Source organism: Segatella intestinalis (genome assembly GCF_029348455.1).
Taxonomy (GTDB): Bacteria; Bacteroidota; Bacteroidia; order Bacteroidales; family Bacteroidaceae; genus Prevotella.
Window position 1 is genome coordinate 123,620 of record NZ_JARJVV010000001.1, and the last position, 17,049, is coordinate 140,668.

General features: G+C 49.8%; 11 protein-coding genes. 6 read left to right on the forward strand and 5 right to left on the reverse strand.

All coding sequences use genetic code 11. The features are described 5' to 3' along the window. Positions 1–554: 554 nt before the first annotated feature. From P3T48_RS00530 to P3T48_RS00540, 3 genes are all read left to right on the forward strand, one after another. Positions 555–1,838 carry an ATP-binding protein gene (locus P3T48_RS00530; RefSeq protein ID WP_276505208.1) on the forward strand — a complete coding sequence of 428 codons (1,284 nt, stop codon included), beginning with the start codon at positions 555–557 and terminating at the stop codon, positions 1,836–1,838. A 169-nt stretch (positions 1,839–2,007) separates the two neighbouring features. Then, a complete protein-coding gene (locus P3T48_RS00535) occupies positions 2,008–3,303 on the forward strand; it encodes an ATP-binding protein (RefSeq protein ID WP_276505209.1) in 1,296 nt (431 codons plus the stop codon). Positions 3,304–3,673: 370 nt separating this feature from the next. Next, the gene (locus P3T48_RS00540; protein WP_276505210.1) at positions 3,674–4,549 is read left to right on the forward strand and encodes a hypothetical protein; all 876 of its coding nucleotides are present in this window, start codon (positions 3,674–3,676) and stop codon (positions 4,547–4,549) included. Between the two features lie 90 nt (positions 4,550–4,639). On the opposite strand, the gene P3T48_RS00545 is transcribed toward P3T48_RS00540, so the two are convergent. From P3T48_RS00545 to P3T48_RS00555, 3 genes are all read right to left on the reverse strand, one after another. Next, positions 4,640–6,829, reverse strand: coding sequence for a glutamine synthetase III family protein (locus P3T48_RS00545; RefSeq protein WP_217758690.1), 2,190 nt, complete (start codon positions 6,827–6,829; stop codon positions 4,640–4,642). Positions 6,830–6,997: 168 nt separating this feature from the next. Beyond that, on the reverse strand, positions 6,998–7,744 hold the full coding sequence (locus tag P3T48_RS00550) for a LytR/AlgR family response regulator transcription factor (protein ID WP_276505211.1): 747 nt from the start codon (positions 7,742–7,744) through the stop codon (positions 6,998–7,000). A 45-nt stretch (positions 7,745–7,789) separates the two neighbouring features. Continuing rightward, a complete protein-coding gene (locus tag P3T48_RS00555) occupies positions 7,790–9,808 on the reverse strand; it encodes a histidine kinase (protein WP_276505212.1) in 2,019 nt (672 codons plus the stop codon). Between the two features lie 590 nt (positions 9,809–10,398). Here P3T48_RS00555 and P3T48_RS00560 point away from each other — a divergent pair. From P3T48_RS00560 to P3T48_RS00570, 3 genes are read left to right on the forward strand one after another with little or no spacing between them, the layout of a single operon-like run. Continuing rightward, complete coding sequence (locus tag P3T48_RS00560; RefSeq protein ID WP_228114151.1) at positions 10,399–11,241, forward strand: Cof-type HAD-IIB family hydrolase; 843 nt, start codon at positions 10,399–10,401, stop codon at positions 11,239–11,241. A gap of 14 nt (positions 11,242–11,255) precedes the next feature. After that, positions 11,256–12,455, forward strand: coding sequence for a threonine ammonia-lyase (gene ilvA, locus P3T48_RS00565; RefSeq protein WP_276505213.1), 1,200 nt, complete (start codon positions 11,256–11,258; stop codon positions 12,453–12,455). A gap of 59 nt (positions 12,456–12,514) precedes the next feature. Next, positions 12,515–12,889, forward strand: coding sequence for a RidA family protein (locus tag P3T48_RS00570; protein WP_022252684.1), 375 nt, complete (start codon positions 12,515–12,517; stop codon positions 12,887–12,889). Positions 12,890–13,023: 134 nt separating this feature from the next. Here P3T48_RS00570 and P3T48_RS00575 read toward each other — a convergent pair whose 3' ends face one another. Beyond that, positions 13,024–16,032, reverse strand: a complete 3,009-nt coding sequence (locus tag P3T48_RS00575; protein ID WP_276505214.1) for a glycoside hydrolase family 2 protein — start codon at positions 16,030–16,032, stop codon at positions 13,024–13,026. Positions 16,033–16,090: 58 nt separating this feature from the next. Beyond that, positions 16,091–16,978, reverse strand: a complete 888-nt coding sequence (locus P3T48_RS00580; protein WP_276505215.1) for a DMT family transporter — start codon at positions 16,976–16,978, stop codon at positions 16,091–16,093. Positions 16,979–17,049: the final 71 nt, after the last annotated feature.

Below are 17,049 nucleotides of genomic sequence, written 5' to 3' on the forward strand. Positions count from 1 at the left end.
TGTTGTTGAAATCGTATCAAACGACAGGGCAAAAATATGAATAAAATCCCGAAAAACGCCCCTTTTTTGGAAGAAATATTTTCTTTTTTCTGATTTCGGAAAGTAGAGAACTTATTTAACTATTTGATTATTAACCTTTTAGACAGAAGCAAGCTAACAAAATCTTCCAAATTCCAAATCTTCTAATTAATTTTTCAGCATATCCATCCTACCCTCCTTTTTATATATATATTTATATATATAATTAATTAATAATCAATATGTTACACAATATAAAAAGTAAAGCAGACGGACAAGCGAAAGATGCATACCCTCTTAAAATTAATTGGAAGAACTGGAATCTGGAAGATTTAGCAGGGTAACTGGAACGCAGCCCCAGGGAAATCCCCTCTTCTATAGAAGGCAAGCCCAATCCATTTGCTTTTCACCTTAGGAACAGAAAATCATAGGAAAAACATTAATTTTCCTTAAACAAACCGCTTTCTAGGATTATTTCGAAGTATAGTTAGAAATATTTCCGTATTTTTGCAAAGTATACTTTAAAATATTTCTGTATGGACAAGCAAATTATCAAAAATATCATCATCGAGAAGCAAATAGCCATCCCGAACTACAAACTGGTTCACCGAGATTTCCTTTTCGGCGACAAGTCGAATTATATTCTCGTAGGTATCAGACGAGCAGGAAAATCCTACTTACTGTATCAGGATATTCAGACCAGACTCAACAAAGGAGAACAGTCGGCCCAAGATATTCTCTACATCAACTTTGAGGATGAGCGCTTGTCATCCCTCAAGGCTGAAGAACTGGGCACTATCCTGGATTCCTACATGGAACTATATCCAGGCAAACAGCCCTTCGTCTATCTTGATGAGATTCAGAATATAGAAGGTTGGGAGAAATTTGCCCGCCGCTTGGCTGACTCCCAATATCGCGTGATGATTACAGGCAGCAACGCCAAGATGCTGGGCAAGGAAATGTATTCTACACTTGGAGGAAGATACATTCCGAAGGAAATCTTTCCTTTTTCCTTTGCAGAATACCTAACCTATCATCAAGTAGAACCAGGTGAAAACTGGGAATACAACCAACAGATAAAATCAATAGTATCCAACTATTTTGATTCCTACTTTTACGAAGGGGGAATAGCAGAATCGTTTGAGCAGCCCGACAAGCGGGAATATCTCAACGCCCTGTATCAGAAAATTCTGATTGGCGACATCGTGGAGAGAAACAGCATTCGCAATTCAAGAATATTCCGCTTCCTGGCTAAAAAACTTGCCGATAGCGTGATGCAGCCTTCATCCCTGACCAGATTGCAACACATGGTGAAATCTACCGGAGACACCATCAGTTTGCCAGCCCTAAAGGATTACCTGGAATACATGCAAGATGCGTATATCTTCTTCCCGATTCCGAATCTGGTTTCACCTATGACAGAACAGGCAACACTTCAAAAAAGATACGTTGCCGATAATGGAATACTCAATCTCTTTCTGTTTCAGGGAGAAACGAAGCTGTTGGAGAATATGGTGGCGATAGAACTGAACAGAAGATTCAGAAACACGACAGAAGAAACCTTGCTCTATTATTTCAACAAGAACGTAGAGATAGATTTCTGCGTTCCTTCTGCCCAGTTGGCCATACAGGTATCTTACAATCTGAATGATGAGGCAACCTACGAGCGAGAAGTAGGAGGACTGATAAAATTTCTGAAAGCCTTTCCAGGCTATCACGGCTACATCATCACCCGTGATTACCAGACCCAAATAAAGGCAGATGGTTATACGATAGAGGTAGTACCTATCTGGAAATGGCTACTGCAAGACAACAACTAGAGCTTTAAAGAGCAAAAAGAGATTTTAGATAAAAACAGAAACTTTCCTTTTGAAAAGGAAATTATTACCGATTTCTTTCCTTTTTAGAAGGAAAGTTTGTGTCTTTGCGACCGAGTGTAGGTATCTACATATTAACAATAAAATAATCAGTAATAAAGAAGGTACACAAATGGAACTACGCAGCACATTTCAGTCAATCATTTCCTTGCACCAAGAGGAATTACCTTTTGCCTTGCAAGAGAGAAGCACCCAACTTCCGTTGGATGGAAACCGCATCGTGACTGTTACTGGCATTCGCCGTTGCGGAAAGTCATCATTATTGGGACTTACGATTAATCGCCTGCTACAACAAGGAACTCCAAAAGAGCGCATCCTCTATGTAGGCTTCGACGATGAACGTTTTCTTTCCATGTCGCCCGAAAACTTCGATGAATTGCTGCAAGCTTATCGTGAAATGTATCCCGACACATCGCTTAAGGATGTTTATATGTTTTTTGATGAAATACAACTCATAGAGGGATGGGAACTCTTTGTTCTCCGGGTGTATAAGAATTATTGCAAGCATATCTATGTAACAGGTAGCACAGCCAAGATGCTTTCAGAAGAAATGGCTTCCGCTTTGCGAGGATGGCCTGACGAATATCGCGAGTATCCTTTGAGTTTCAAGGAATATTTGGCGTTCAAAGGCATCAAGGTAAATCCATTTAGCGAAGCTGGCAAGGCAAAGATAGCGGTCTCCTTCCGCGGTTATTGCGAGGAGGGCGGTTTTCCAGAGGTTGTTCTCGAAAAAAGCAAGATGGAAAAAGTCAAAATCCTGCAGTCTTACTTCAACACCATGCTCTTCAGGGATATGGTGGAGCATTGTCATATCGGAGCTTCTCCTTCGGTGGTGCGTTATTTCTTAAAGAGTGTGATGAACAAACTCACGAAGCCGACCAGCGTGAACAATATTTATAACGACTTGAAATCGCAAGGCTTAAAGGTCTCCAAGGATTCCCTCTATCTGTGGCTCGACTATGCTTGCAACATTTTCATGTTTCGCAAAGTGGAAAAATACGATAAGTCGATGGTAAAACAGCGTTCTGCTCCTGCCAAGTATTATGTGGCAGACATTGCCCTGCGCAATGCCGTATTATTGCCTGAGAGCGAAGATGCAGGCAAGGCTTTGGAGAATATCGTTTATCTCAACTTAGAGAGAACACTTGGAGAAGAGGACGGGATATTCTACTTCTATGAATCGAAGGAATGCGACTTCGTTGTGAAAAAGGGCGAGCGTGTAGCTGAGCTGATACAAGTCTGCTGGACATTGAATGATGATAACGTAGAACGAGAGATAGGAGGCTTGACAGCTGCCTCCTCCGTTACAGGCTGCAAACAGGGAAAAATCATCACTTTCTCCCAACGGGAGACCTTCGAACGAGACGGAATAAGGATTGAGGTTATGCCGATATGGGAGATGGAATAGGAAAAGGGGCTTTTCTGGGACAGCTGCCAGTACCGAGCAGCAACACACCCTGCCTGTAGGGGCAGAAGCTCTTAGCCCTGGGCGTTTCGAGACCGACACACCGCACGAGCTGGCAGCCCGAGGCTCGCTCTCGCTGTTCATCGAGCATAACGGCATATATAGATACTTTTTATTTTTTAATGCTATTTTTAGATAAATATTTATAAAATCGGTGTAAATTATATTAAATAAATCGGTTTTAAAAGGTTTAAATTGTAATTTCTTATTAATAATTCTTATTTTTGAAGCATGTACCGAAAAAGTTTCGATACTTTCTAATAACCTAAAACTTAAGATAATGAATCTAAAGTTTACAATTAACAGCCTAATTATGGCTATTGCACTATTAGTTAGTGCCGGTTGTACAACCGAAAACGGTGATGGTAATGAATCATCCCATGTAGCGAACCAGCAAGTTAGCTTGTCGTTTTACCAAGTGACCATGCAGTCATTGGAAAATTCTCAGGCAAAGACTCGAGCAGACGAAAGCAGTACGAGTACTGCTTTGAAGAACAGCCCGTTTACTTACTTGGATATTTCTCTGATCCCTACCAATGGCACGGGAAAAACTATCGTTTTCAGACAGGTGAAGGCTGAAATGGCAGACGACTTCGGTCATGTCAGTATGCAGGTTCCTGTGGGTGAATATGATATGGTGGCTGTAGCCAGCAAGAATGCCGATGTGAAGATTAATTCTGTGACGGAGGTTGTCTTCCCCAACAAGGTGACAGACATGGCGGCTGTTTGCCAGAAGATAATGGTAAAGGATGGAAACAATGCTTTTAATTGCAATATGAAGCGTTCTGTGGCTAAGTTTACCATTGAAAATAAAGGTGCCACGACGGACGTGGTGAAGAATATGAAGTTCCGCATTTCGGGTAACTGCAGCAACAAATGGAATCCTACGACAGGTCTGGCGGCTGACGTGAGCGTGGTGACTCCGACAATCGAGATGAGCAATACTTATTCCCGGTTTAACGCTTATGTCTTCCTGAGCTCGGCGGAGGAGGAGAATATCAAGGTGGATGTGGAGATGCTGGACTCTGAGGGCACGCTGCTGAAGAGTCTGTCCTTTGAGAACGTTCATCTGAAAACCAACTATGTGACGAAATACACCACCGGCAATCTCTTCGGTGTGTCGAACTCGGCTGACTTCACTTTCTCTGATGCTGAGTTTATGGACTCTGGCACTGGTAAGAACTTTTAGAATGGCGGTGGCTTCCCTATAAGATAAAAGGCTGGCTTCGAAATGAAGTCAGCCTTTTTATGAATATGTTGTGTTCTTATTCTTAATACATTACCGGATGAAGAGCAGCTCGCGATACTTTGGCAGTGTCCAGAGCTCATCGGCTACGAGAAGCTCGAGTTTGTCGATCTGATAACGGATTTCCTCCATCTTAGGCGCCACGGTGTCGTGATAAGCCACTGCCTTCTCGCGCTCGCTCTCTATTCTGTTGGCCACTTTACGGGCATTCACCAGAGCCTCTACTCCAGTCTCTATGGTCTGCGTGCGCTCGGCTATCTCGCGGATAATCTTCACATTGCGAGCGGTGAGTTTCTTGCCTTCCTCTCCGCCGAAGATATTGATCATGCCCTCTACATTCTTTGCCAGACGGCTCTGGTAGTGGGTTGCCACAGGAATGATGTGGTTCATCGAGAGGTCGCCCATCACACGGGCCTCTATCTGAATCTTCTTGGTGTAGATTTCCCATTTCACCTCGTTGCGCGCCTTCAGCTCACTCTCGCTCATCACATTGGTCTTGGCGAACATGTCGATGCTTTCCTTGTCGAGATAACGGTCGAAGACAACGGGGCAGGACGCCTCGCAGTCGAGTCCGCGCTTCTGAGCTTCTTCCTTCCACTCGTCGCTGTAGCCATTGCCGTCGAAGCGGATGGGCTTGCAGGTCTTGATATCCTCGCGCACTACGTCGATGATGGCGGAAGTCTTGTCCTCGCCTGCCTCGATGAGTGCATCAACTCTTGTCTTGAAGTTCTGCAGCGCCTCGGCTACAGCTGCATTCAGCACGATGAGCGACGATGCACAGTTGGCCTCGCTGCCTACGGCACGGAACTCGAATCGGTTGCCGGTGAAGGCGAATGGGGAGGTGCGGTTGCGGTCGGTATTGTCGATCATCAACTCAGGAATCTCCGGAATATCGAGCTCCACACCCTTCTTGCCTGCCAGGGCAAAGAGTTCTTCCTTGTCGGCTTTCTCGATATGATCGAGCAGGTCGGTGAGCTGCTTGCCTAAGAAAGATGAGATGATGGCTGGAGGAGCCTCGTTGGCACCCAGTCGGTGCGCATTGGTGGCACTCATGATGGAGGCCTTGAGCAGACCGTTGTGCTTGTACACGCCCATCAGGGTTTCCACGATGAAGACGACAAAGCGCAGATTGTCCTCGGGAGTCTTGCCTGCAGCATGGAGCAGCACACCTGTATCGGTACAGAGACTCCAGTTGTTGTGCTTGCCCGAGCCGTTGACACCGGCAAATGGCTTTTCATGCAACAGTACTCGGAAGCTGTGCTTGTGAGCCACACGCTTCATCAAGCTCATCAACAGCATGTTGTGGTCGACAGCGAGGTTGCACTCCTCATAGATAGGAGCCAGCTCAAACTGGTTTGGCGCTACTTCGTTATGGCGTGTCTTGCAGGGAATACCCAGTTCGAGAGCCTGGATTTCAAGGTCTTTCATGAACGCCTGCACACGCTCTGGAATGGTGCCGAAGTAATGGTCGTCCATCTGCTGGTTTTTGGCTGAATCGTGCCCCATAAGGGTTCGCCCAGTAAGCATCAGGTCGGGGCGTGCCGAGTAGAGACTCTCGTCCACAAGGAAATATTCCTGTTCCCATCCCAGGTTGGTCTGCACCTTCTTGACCTGTGGATAGAAGTAATGGCACACGTCGGTAGCCGCCTCACTCAGTGTGTGGAGCGAACGCAGCAACGGAGCCTTGTAGTCGAGAGCTTCGCCAGTGTAAGAGATAAAGATGGTAGGAATGCACAGTGTGTCGTCGATGATGAAGACCGGCGATGTTGGATCCCATGCCGAATAGCCACGCGCCTCGAAGGTGTTGCGAATACCTCCGTTGGGGAATGAACTGGCGTCAGGTTCCTGCTGTACGAGCAGTTTTCCGGAGAACTCTTCTATCATGCCGCCCTTTCCGTCGTGCTCTACGAAGGCGTCGTGCTTTTCAGCTGTTCCCTCTGTGAGGGGCTGAAACCAGTGCGTATAGTGTGTTACCCCGTTTTCCTCTGCCCATAGCTTCATGCCGGCTGCCACAGAGTCGGCGATGGAACGATCCAGTCGGGTACCGTTGTCTATCACGTCGATGAGTTTCTCGTACACATCGGATGGAAGATACTTGTACATCTTCTGGCGGTTGAATACATACTTGGCGAAATACTCCGAAGGTCTTGTCTTGGGAGCATCCACCTCTACAGGTCTTTTTTTGAAGGCCTCGGCTACAACCTCAAATCTCAAATTAGCCATTCTTTTATTGTTTGTTTAAAGTTTGCGGTGCAAAATTACAAAATTCTTGGCAAATGGCTAACATATTGACGATTTTTTATAATAAAATCGCACAAAACTGCTCATAATAGTAGTTTTTGGCACAAAACAGCTCACGATAGTGATTTTTCACACAATGACGGGGGTTGTCTACAGACTGCTGAACCTCTCTATGAGTTTGCGCCGATAGAACCGCCCCACCTTGACATGAGTGAGCGTTTCGAAGGGTGGATAGAAATGGCACACGTTGTCGACCACCTCGATGAGATAGTTCATATTGATGATGCATCGCTGGCTCACCTGCACAAACTGGCTGTCGAAATCGAGCAGTTCCTCGCTCTTCAGTGTGCGCTTCAGTCTCACCGGAGTCTTGCATCCTGCCACCACAGCCTCCCAGCACCGCACCTCATGGTTGTACTGAAAGAGGCACACGTCGCGCTTGTCCACGAGCCGAAAGTCTACGGTGTTGGTATAGAGCAGAAACTTGTCGTCGCTCTTCTTGCCGTCCTGCATTTCCTTCTTGCCGTCGCTTGCGGCTGTCACTTTCTGCAGTCTGCCCATTACCGTTGCCAGTTCTTTCCCGTCTATGGGCTTGAGCAGTACATCGAAGGCTTTTTTGCGGAAGGCAGGCAGCACAAACTCATCATAGGCGGTGTACATCACTACACGGCAGCGTCCATGCGTGAAGATGTCGACACGGTCGAGGAAGTCGAGCCCCGAGATGTCGGGCAGCTGTACGTCGAGGAATATCAGGTCGGGCTGATGCTCGCTCACCATAGTGAGTCCGTCAAATCCGTTGTAGGCGATGCCTGCCACGCTGACCTCGTCGTAATCTGCGAGATGCTCTGCCAGGTTTCGGGCTGCATCCTTGTTGTCGTCGATAATGATTGTTTTCATGAGCTGTATGTGATGTTGGTTTTTGTTTTCTTTTACTTTCGGGGTTTAGAAATCCAGTCGGAAGTCGTCTGGCACCATGATGACAGCCTCACATCCACAGGCGTTACCCGCCTCGTCTTTCCTGTTGGTCATGGCGAAGGACATCTTGCTTCTGTTGCGCTCATTCACGATGGCTACGGTCTGCGTGATGATGCTGAGCCCCGTGCGCTTGCTGCGTCCCACGCTTCGTATATCGAAACCGGGTCCGTTGTCGCATACGGCTATCCGTATCATCTTCTGCCTGCGCTCCACGCTGATGTCGAGTTGCTTGTGTCCTTCCCATCCTCTGAGTCCGTGCACAAAGGCATTCTCTACCAGTATCTGCACAAACATGGAGGGTATCTTCACCTTATTTATATATACATCGGGAGCGATATGAATATGAAAGTCGAAGTCATCGCTCAGCAACTGCTGTTCTACCTTCACATACTGGTTCACGAAGTCGAGTTCATCGCCCAGGGTTACAGCCAGCTGGCACGAGATGTCGAGGTTGGCTCTGATGAGTCGGGTAAGCTCCTGCAGTTCGTGTGCTTCCTGCTGTTCGGAGTGTACAATCTTATTGTTGAGCACATTGAACACAAAGTGGGGCGAGATGCGGTTGCGTGCGCTTCCCAGCCTCAGTTTCATGATGTTCATCTTCGTCTGCAGGTCGCGCTTTCGCGTACGCAATATCCACAGTGCGAATATCAGTGCCAGCACCAATGCAGCCGACACGACGGCAAAGGTTGTGGCATGCGCCTGCTGTATGTCGGCATTCTTTCGTTCGAGTTCCAGAGAATGATGCAGCTTCAGTGTGTCCTGCGTGAATCGCTCCATGATTTCCGAGGCCCGCATATTGATGCGGTTGTGCTCCAAGGAGTCGTTCTTCCTCATGTCCTCTCTCAGGTTGTCGTAAGCCATGCGGTAGTTGCCCGTCGACTCATAGTAGCGCCGCAGGTAATTGTTGCGCACCTGTCTCATCGTAAAGGCGATGTTGGCTGTGTCAATTCCCTTCTCCGTGTCGAGGACCGACTTCACTTCTGCCATGTTGCCACGCTTCACCGCCAGGCCTATACGTATGGTGTTGCAGTAGTAGGTGATCAGCGCATCGTTGGTGCGGCTGGCAAAGGGCTCCACTTCGTCAAGATAATGAGCTGTGGAGTCGAGGCGATTGAGGTTCAGATACACATCCGCCAGGTTTACCTTGCAGATGAACATATCGAAATTGTCCTGCATGTGATGTTTCTCCAACAGGCTTTTCAGGGCGACGAACTTCCGGAGCGATGCCTCGTAGTCCTTGGCGTAATAATAGTAGTTGCCATAGTTGTTCAGAAAATAAGCCTGCATTCCCACCGACATGGATTTCATGCAAGCCTCCGTCTGCTGATAGTAGCGCAGCGATGTCTTCCAGTCGTTGAGTTGCTGATAGATGGTGGCAAGACCCATGTAGAGCGTCACGTTGTCTTGCTTGGGCAGCTCGAGCGAATCCACCAGGAAGAGTGCTCTTCTGTACCACGCGGCAGCCTCTACGAGGCGGTTCTTGAAGAGATAGGCGTCAGCCAGATTGGCACACACCAGTGGGCGCTGACTCTGCAGATTACTCTCCCCCAGCAGCGAGTCGGCACGATGATAGAGCCTGATCACCTCGTCGGGGTCTTTGTGGAAGTTGTGCAGGTTGACAGCCTGGCAATTATAAGCATAAGCCAACAAAGCGTTGCACCTCGACGATGAGGATTGTCTCTTGGCAAAGTCGATTGTCGCCTTCAGATAAGGTGCCATGGAGTCGGGAGTGGCAGAAAGACAGTACATCTTGCCCATCCTGACATAGCATTCATAGTAAGCGATGCTGTCTGGCGCCTCAGCCATAGCCTTGAGAATCATCTGTCGGGCTTGCAGCGACTTGGCACCTATTGAGTCCTCAAGCTGCTGCAACAGGAGCTGCCCGGCATCAGGCACAGCCTTTCCTTCCTGCCGACTACAAGCCGCCACAAACAGCAAGCACAGGCTCACTGTCGCCAAGATCATGTACTTCAGATATGTTTTCACTACTTTTTTATTCCAAATAATCTGCTGCGAAATTAATCATTTTTTTTGAAACGACAAAGCCTTGACTACAAACTTTCTTTGCTTTTATCTTCTAACTTACGATTATTTTTTACCACATAGGCACGTTTTCCGACAGCATAAGCACTCCTTGCACCCATTTAGACACGATGTGAGTTTTTCTGTGTTTGCACTTTCATAAGAAATGCTTAACTTTGCCGAACAAGATATTTTGCCCAATGACACGACGGTGTCATAACATCATCAGGAAAATTATGTCTGTTAAACCCCTTTTCTGACAAAGGTTGGCGCTCCTCTCGCATTCTTATGTCGAGGGAGCGTTTTTTTGTATGTTTGACAGAAGTTCCCTCATTTGCGAAACTTCAATAAAAATAAATGAATTTATTTTGTATTGTCTTCGTTTTGGATAAAATCTTCACGCTCAAGAATGAAAAAACTTTTTCATTCTCTTCGCTTACTCAGATTTTTGCACTACCTTTTAATAAAGTAGGCTGCACTCAACAATAAAAATAAATGAATTTATTTTGTATTGTCTTCGTTTTGCACTACCTTTGCAAGCAAAAAGACAAGATATGGACAAACAGCAAAACAGAAATCAGGCACACTTGCCCTACCGCATCATCGCACTCGACTTAGACGGAACTCTCACCAACCACGACAAGGTGATAACTCCCAAAACACGTGAAGTGCTACTCAAGGCACAGCACGAGGGTGCCATCGTGGTGCTGGCTTCGGGAAGACCGACCTATGGCATCGTGCCGCTTGCCAACGAGCTGAAGCTCGACACACATGGCGGTTTCATCCTGGCTTACAACGGTGGAAAAATCGTGGACTGGGGCACACAGCAGGAATGCTTCGCACAGCACCTGCCGCCATCTGCCATCCCCGTCATCTACGAATACGCCAAGCGGAAGGGACATGCTCTGTTGGGCTACGCCGGAAACGAGATCGTGACGGAAATGCCCGACGACCCTTACGTGAAGGAGGAGTCGCGCATCAACAAGATGAACATCAGACGTGTGGACAACCTGCTGATGCACTTGGAGCCTAACCCCACCAAACTGCTCATGACGGGAGAACCGACAACGATGATCGTTGCCGAGGAAGAACTGGCTGAACAGCTGGGCGACAAGATGGATGTGTTCAGATCGGCGCCTTTCTTCCTGGAACTGGTGCCGAAGGGCATCGACAAGGCGCAGTCGCTGTTGAGACTGTTGGCTAAAGTGAACCTCACGCCTGCAGATATGATTGCCTTCGGCGACGGATACAACGACCTGAGTATGCTGCGATTGGCGGGAATGGGTGTGGCCATGGCGAATGCTGCGCCGGAGGTGAGAGCCGACGCCGACTACGTGACGCTGTCGAACGAGGAGGACGGTGTGGCTGTGGCGATAGAGAGGTTTTTGAATATTTAATGAAATAATATAATATGTTACAGCTGGACAATTTCTACAAGGCTCGCTTCGTGCTGAGCAAAGTGATTAGAAAGACTGAGCTGGTTCACACTCCGCGAATCAACCCAGAGAGTGATGTGTTTCTGAAGCCGGAATGTCTGCAGAAGACGGGATCGTTTAAGATTCGTGGTGCTTACTACAAGATTTCGCAACTCTCTCCAGAAGAGAAGGCAAAGGGTGTGATAGCCTGTTCGGCGGGCAACCATGCCCAGGGTGTAGCGCTCGGTGCTACTGCCATGGGTGTGAAGAGCCTGATATGTCTGCCCGAGGGCGCTCCTATATCGAAGGTGGAGGCTACCAAGCGATTGGGCGCTGAGGTGTGTCTGGTGCCGGGAGTCTACGATGATGCTTATCAGAGGGCACTGGAGCTGCGCGACAAGCACGGCTACACCTTTGTGCATCCTTTCGACGACGAGAACGTGATTGCCGGTCAGGGGACGATCGGCTTGGAGATTCTGGACCAGCTGCCCGAGGTGGAGGCAGTCGTGGTGCCTGTGGGCGGCGGCGGACTGATTTCGGGTGTGGCGTTTGCCATCAAGTCGCTCAACCCCAAGGTCAAGATCTATGGTGTGCAGGCTGAGGGTGCTGCCAGCATGGTGCAGAGTCTGCACGACCACAAGCAGGAGAAACTGCCCTCGGTGGCAACTGTGGCCGACGGCATCGCTGTGAAGGAGCCTGGCAAGCTGACTTTTGAGACTTGCTCGAAATACGTAGACGAGATTGTGACGGTGAGCGAGGACGAGATCTGTGCAGCCATCCTGAAACTGATAGAGAGCGAGAAGATGGTGGCTGAGGGCGCCGGTGCTGCCAGTGTGGCTGCCGTGATGTACAACAAGGTGCCGGTGAAGGGCAAGAAGACTATCTGTATCGTGAGCGGCGGTAACATCGATGTGACGATTCTGAACCGTGTGATTACGCGTGGTCTTGCCAAGAGCGGACGCCTATGCACCATCGAGATGGAGCTCGACGACAAACCGGGCGAACTGGTGGAAGTGTGCTCGGTAATAGCAAGCTTGGGTGGAAACATCACGGGTGTGCACCACGACCGTTCTGCCAACCGCCAGAAGGTGAACTCGTGTGTGCTGCGTCTCACCATGGAGACCCGTGATGCTGATCACGTGAAGGAAATCAAGGGGGCGCTCGAAGAAAAGGGCTTCCACCTGTATATTGTTTAAAGGTAAAAAGGTAAAAAAATAAAAAGGTAAAAAAAATAAAAAATTAAAAGGTAAAAATTATGAACGCAATTCACACAGACAACGCGCCTGCTGCTATAGGACCTTATAGCCAGGCTATTGAAGTTAATGGTTTCGTATTTGCATCGGGTCAGATTCCTATCGACCCTGCAACGGGTAATTTCGTAGAGGGTGGCATCAAGGAGCAGACCCGCCAGGCGCTCACCAACGCGCAGAACATCCTGAAGGCTGCCGGCACCGACCTCGCCCACGTGGTGAAGACTACAGTCTATTTGGACAGCATGGACGATTTTGCAGCCATGAACGAGGTTTACGCCGAGTTCTTCAGCCAGCCTTTCCCTGCCCGCTCTGCCGTAGCTGTAGAGAAGCTGCCCAAGGGGGCCTTGGTAGAGGTTGAGGTATTGGCAGCGAAGTAAGCAGACCTTATCATCGTAACGGAAGTTAATTTATCTTCTTCCGTTACGATTTTTTTATTATTATAAAAAATCATACCATCTGCACGAGATGGTATGATTCACACTAACACTTAGGGCGTATAAAAAACACCATGCTACTGGGCCTGCTGGCTACTCTTTCCAGAGGCGTAACGCAGCATGTTGAGCAAGAGCTGGCGGCCTACGGCGTCGGCTTTGTTCATACCTTGCGTGTTGAAAGTATTCATCGATTCGTTCATACCGTCGAGGTCCACCTTCTTGTTATAGGCGGCTGTGCCACGCAGACATGCAGGAATGTCGAGCGTGGTGATGAGCACGCGTCCTCTGCCTACGGCTATCTCGGAGAGGGCTGAATACACCTCCTTGCGATGGTCGGACACACAGCCTACGAGCACCTCGCCATTCATGTCGCGCAGACCGACGCGGCGGCGGTTATAGGCGGCAAAGCACTGATACTCCCAGTTGAACACACAGTCGGTGGGCAAGCCCTCGAAGATGGGGTGTGACCGGCAGAAGAAGTTGCCTCCATACCAGGAGCGCCCCAACTGCTTGAATCCCCGGTAATCCATGATCTCCTTATCGCTGAGCAGGTCGGCCCAGCGCAGGGGATTGTCGACGATGACAACTGTGTGGCCTGTGCTTGCCCATTCGAGGATGTCGCTGTAGCCACTGCCGAACTGGGTTGGCTCAAAGGCTCCCACAATCATGAAATCGCCCTGCGGACGACCAGCCTTATAGTCTGTAGTCTGTATGCCCTGACTCTTGAGATAGGCGGCGAGCACTCCTGTGGTATCTGCCACCACGCACGTGCCCTCTATGCTCTTGGCGTTCATGGCTACGGCATAGATGCGGTCGCTGCCTGCTGCCACGGTGCGGCCCTGCTGCACCAACTTGGCGTCGACGCTGACATAGCCAGAGCCTGTCACCTTCCACTGCCATCCGGTCATCAGGTTCTCGCCATACACTACACCACCACTCACCTTTACCTTGCGCTTGGTCTGAGCCAAGAGGCGCCCTTTGGCATCACGGGCGGTCAACACCAACTGTGCCGTGCCGTGTACGTTCTTTCGATTGACGATGTACACATCGGTGGTGGTGGTATCGCCTACAGCCAGCACCTTGTTGGTCAGCTTTACTGCCAGGTAGAGAGGGCGGTTGTAACGGGCAATGAGGTCGGCGTCGCCCTTCAGGTTGCGGTAGTTGTCGACGATGCCCGAGTGGTTCTCCAATTTCATTGATTCCCATCCGTTGACGGCGTAGGCATCGACGGTGTTGCTGATGTGTATATTCTCTATCACTCGTCCCTGATAGTAGTAAGCCACGTTGCCCATCTGTCTGGTCAGACTGTCGACACAGGGGAAGGCTTTGCTGAAGCCACGCTGGCGCAGGAACTGATCGTAGGCATCGTACCAGGCGAGGTAGTCTTTGGCTTCCCATCCTGTGGTGCGCCCGGTGCGCAAAATCTCATCGCGTATCAGCTGCAGGCGTGGTGGTGTGCCGATGGCTCCCTCCTCGCCCCAATATACGATCTCGCCCTTGTTGGCGGAGTAGCGCAGATAGTTGTCCTTACCTTTATATATATAGTCGTGATAGACACCGGGGCCTCCGGCATGATGGTTGTCCCACCACCCTACGTTGTAGAAAGTGGTATCGTTGGGCATCAGGTGCAGTTTGAAGTGATCGTCGGGCTCTCCTTCGGGGTTCTTGCCGTTGCACGAGTTGTAGGTCAGGATGCGCGAAGGATCCAGTCGGTGTCCCATCTGCATCTCACGTCGGTCTTCGGCCTGCGGAGACGCTCCGCGCTCGTTGTGCAAGTTGTAGATGACGAGCGATGGGTGCGAGCGGTCGCGGCGAATCATGCGTGCCAGCTTCTCGTTGCGATAATCGAAGTAGAACTTGGTATAGAGAGTTCCGTCATCAAACTTGCCTGCGGGATACTGGTTTCCACCAGGCTCCTCGAAATAGAGCAGTCCCAGTTCGTCAGCGGCATCGAGTACATCGGGGTTGCCGATGGTGCGGTGAAAGTTGAGCATCGTCATGCCCAGTTGTTTGGCGTCACGCACCTGCTTGTAGGCCAGTTCCCTGGACGGCGTGATGCCGTTGTCGGGCCAGAAGCTCCACGATATGGCGGTCACGAGGGTGATGCGCTTGCCGTTGAGGTAGAACTGTTTGTCGCCCCTCACCGTGCGCACCTCGAACCAACGGAAGCCAAAACGCTTCTTCACCTCGTCGTTGCCCAACCTCAAGGTCAGTTCGTACAGGTTGGGGGCGTCGACACTCCACAGTCTGGCCTGTGGCAATGACACCTCGATGGTTTTCTCGGCTGTGGTCATCTGGTCGTTATGACGCCATACCACCTTCTGGCTGCCACGCTCCCTCAACTCCATCACCAACGGAGTGTCGGCAGTAAGTCCTCCTGCCGCAACATGTACCTTCACGACAGAGGGGACAGGGGTGTTCTCGACAAACACGTCGTCGATGTACGTCCTGTCGGTGGCACACAGATGCACACGCCCCGTGATGCCGCCAAAACCATGCGAGGGATTGGTGAGATAGTTGCCCCACGCATAGCACTGCGAGTCTTTCCAGTTGAAGTTGCCGTTAGGGTCGGTGATGCGGATGGCGACATCGTTCTTCTGCCCCAGCTTGACGTATGGGGTGATGTCGATAGAGAAAGGGGTACTGTTGACGAGGTCGTAACCTGCGAGCTGGTGGTTGACGAACACCTCGGCGCGAAAGCGTACGGCATCAAACTGCAAGGTGATGCGCTTGCCTGTCCAGTTGGCAGGCACGTCTACCGAGGTATTGAACCACGATACGCCCACATAGTTTCCTGTCACACCGTAGGTCTGTCCGTTCCATCCCCACAGCTCTCCCTCGACAGTGGCAGGCAGCTGAACGTTGCGCTTCTGGGGAGTGTCGAGCAACTGCCATCCTCCTGTGGGCTGATGAACGGGGAGCGCAGCAACATTGACGGGCGAAACATACAGCTCGTCGCTGTTCCATTGAGCCTGAGTGTCGAGCGTAATGTTCCACCCTAACGAAGAAAGGTCGACCGACTCTCGTGCCATCGACTGCAGCGATACCACAGCCAAGGCCAATAATAGTTTGTTCTTGATTAACATAGAGATTAAGTTTTAAAGTTTTAAAATAAAGAGGTGTAAATGCCAAATAAGTTTGTTTTTATTCTGTCTTCCTGTCGGCAGTGTACATACCTATGAGGATGCAGGCAGCACCTGCGAGGAAGTAGGGAGTGATTTTCTCGCCCAGTACCCAGGAGGCAAAGATCATGGTGGAGATGGGGTTGAAATAAACCCAGTTGGTGGCTTTGACGGCTCCCAACTTGGAGATGCACCAGTTCCACGTGAGGAAACACACCATGGAAGCCAGACAGCCCAGGAAGAGCAGGTTGGCAAGTACCACGGGATGCGTGAGCACCTCCGGGGAGGGAAGACCTGGCACCACGGCATAATAGGGCAGAATGGTGAGTACGCCATAGAAGAACACCTTTCGCGTGATGAATGCGGCACTGTACTTGTCGGACATCGACTTCATGAGCAGCGAATAGACAGCCCAGCACATACAGGCTGTGAAAGCCAACGCATCGCCCACGGGAGAGAGATGGAGCACGAAACGGCCGTTGAGCACCACGATGACCATGCCCACAAATGCCAACAGCGAACCCATCAGCTGAACCACATGAATGTGCGAGGAGCGATAGACGAGCCTCACCAACAAGGTGGCGAAAAGAGGACACGAGCAGACGATGAGCGAGGTGTTGGTGGCGGTGGTGAAGTTCATCGCCTCGTTCTCGCTCAGAAAGTAGAGTGAGCCGCCCGTAATGCCCAACAGCATCATCCTGCCCTCATCGCGCCACGACGAGGCGAAGAGCCGACGGTGGTTGAAACACAGCATCAGCACATAAGCCATGAAGAAACGAAGGGTGAATATCTGGGCTGGCGAAAGGCCATGAAGCATCAGCACCTTGGTGGAGACAAAGGTGGTTCCCCATATCGCCACAGTGATGAAGGCGACAAGATGATAGAAAAATGTACTGTTATGTTGTGTCATCGTGATTTAATAAAAACTAATGCAAAGATAATGCAAATGAGCGCAATGAAAGCTTGCTTTCAAATTGCCGA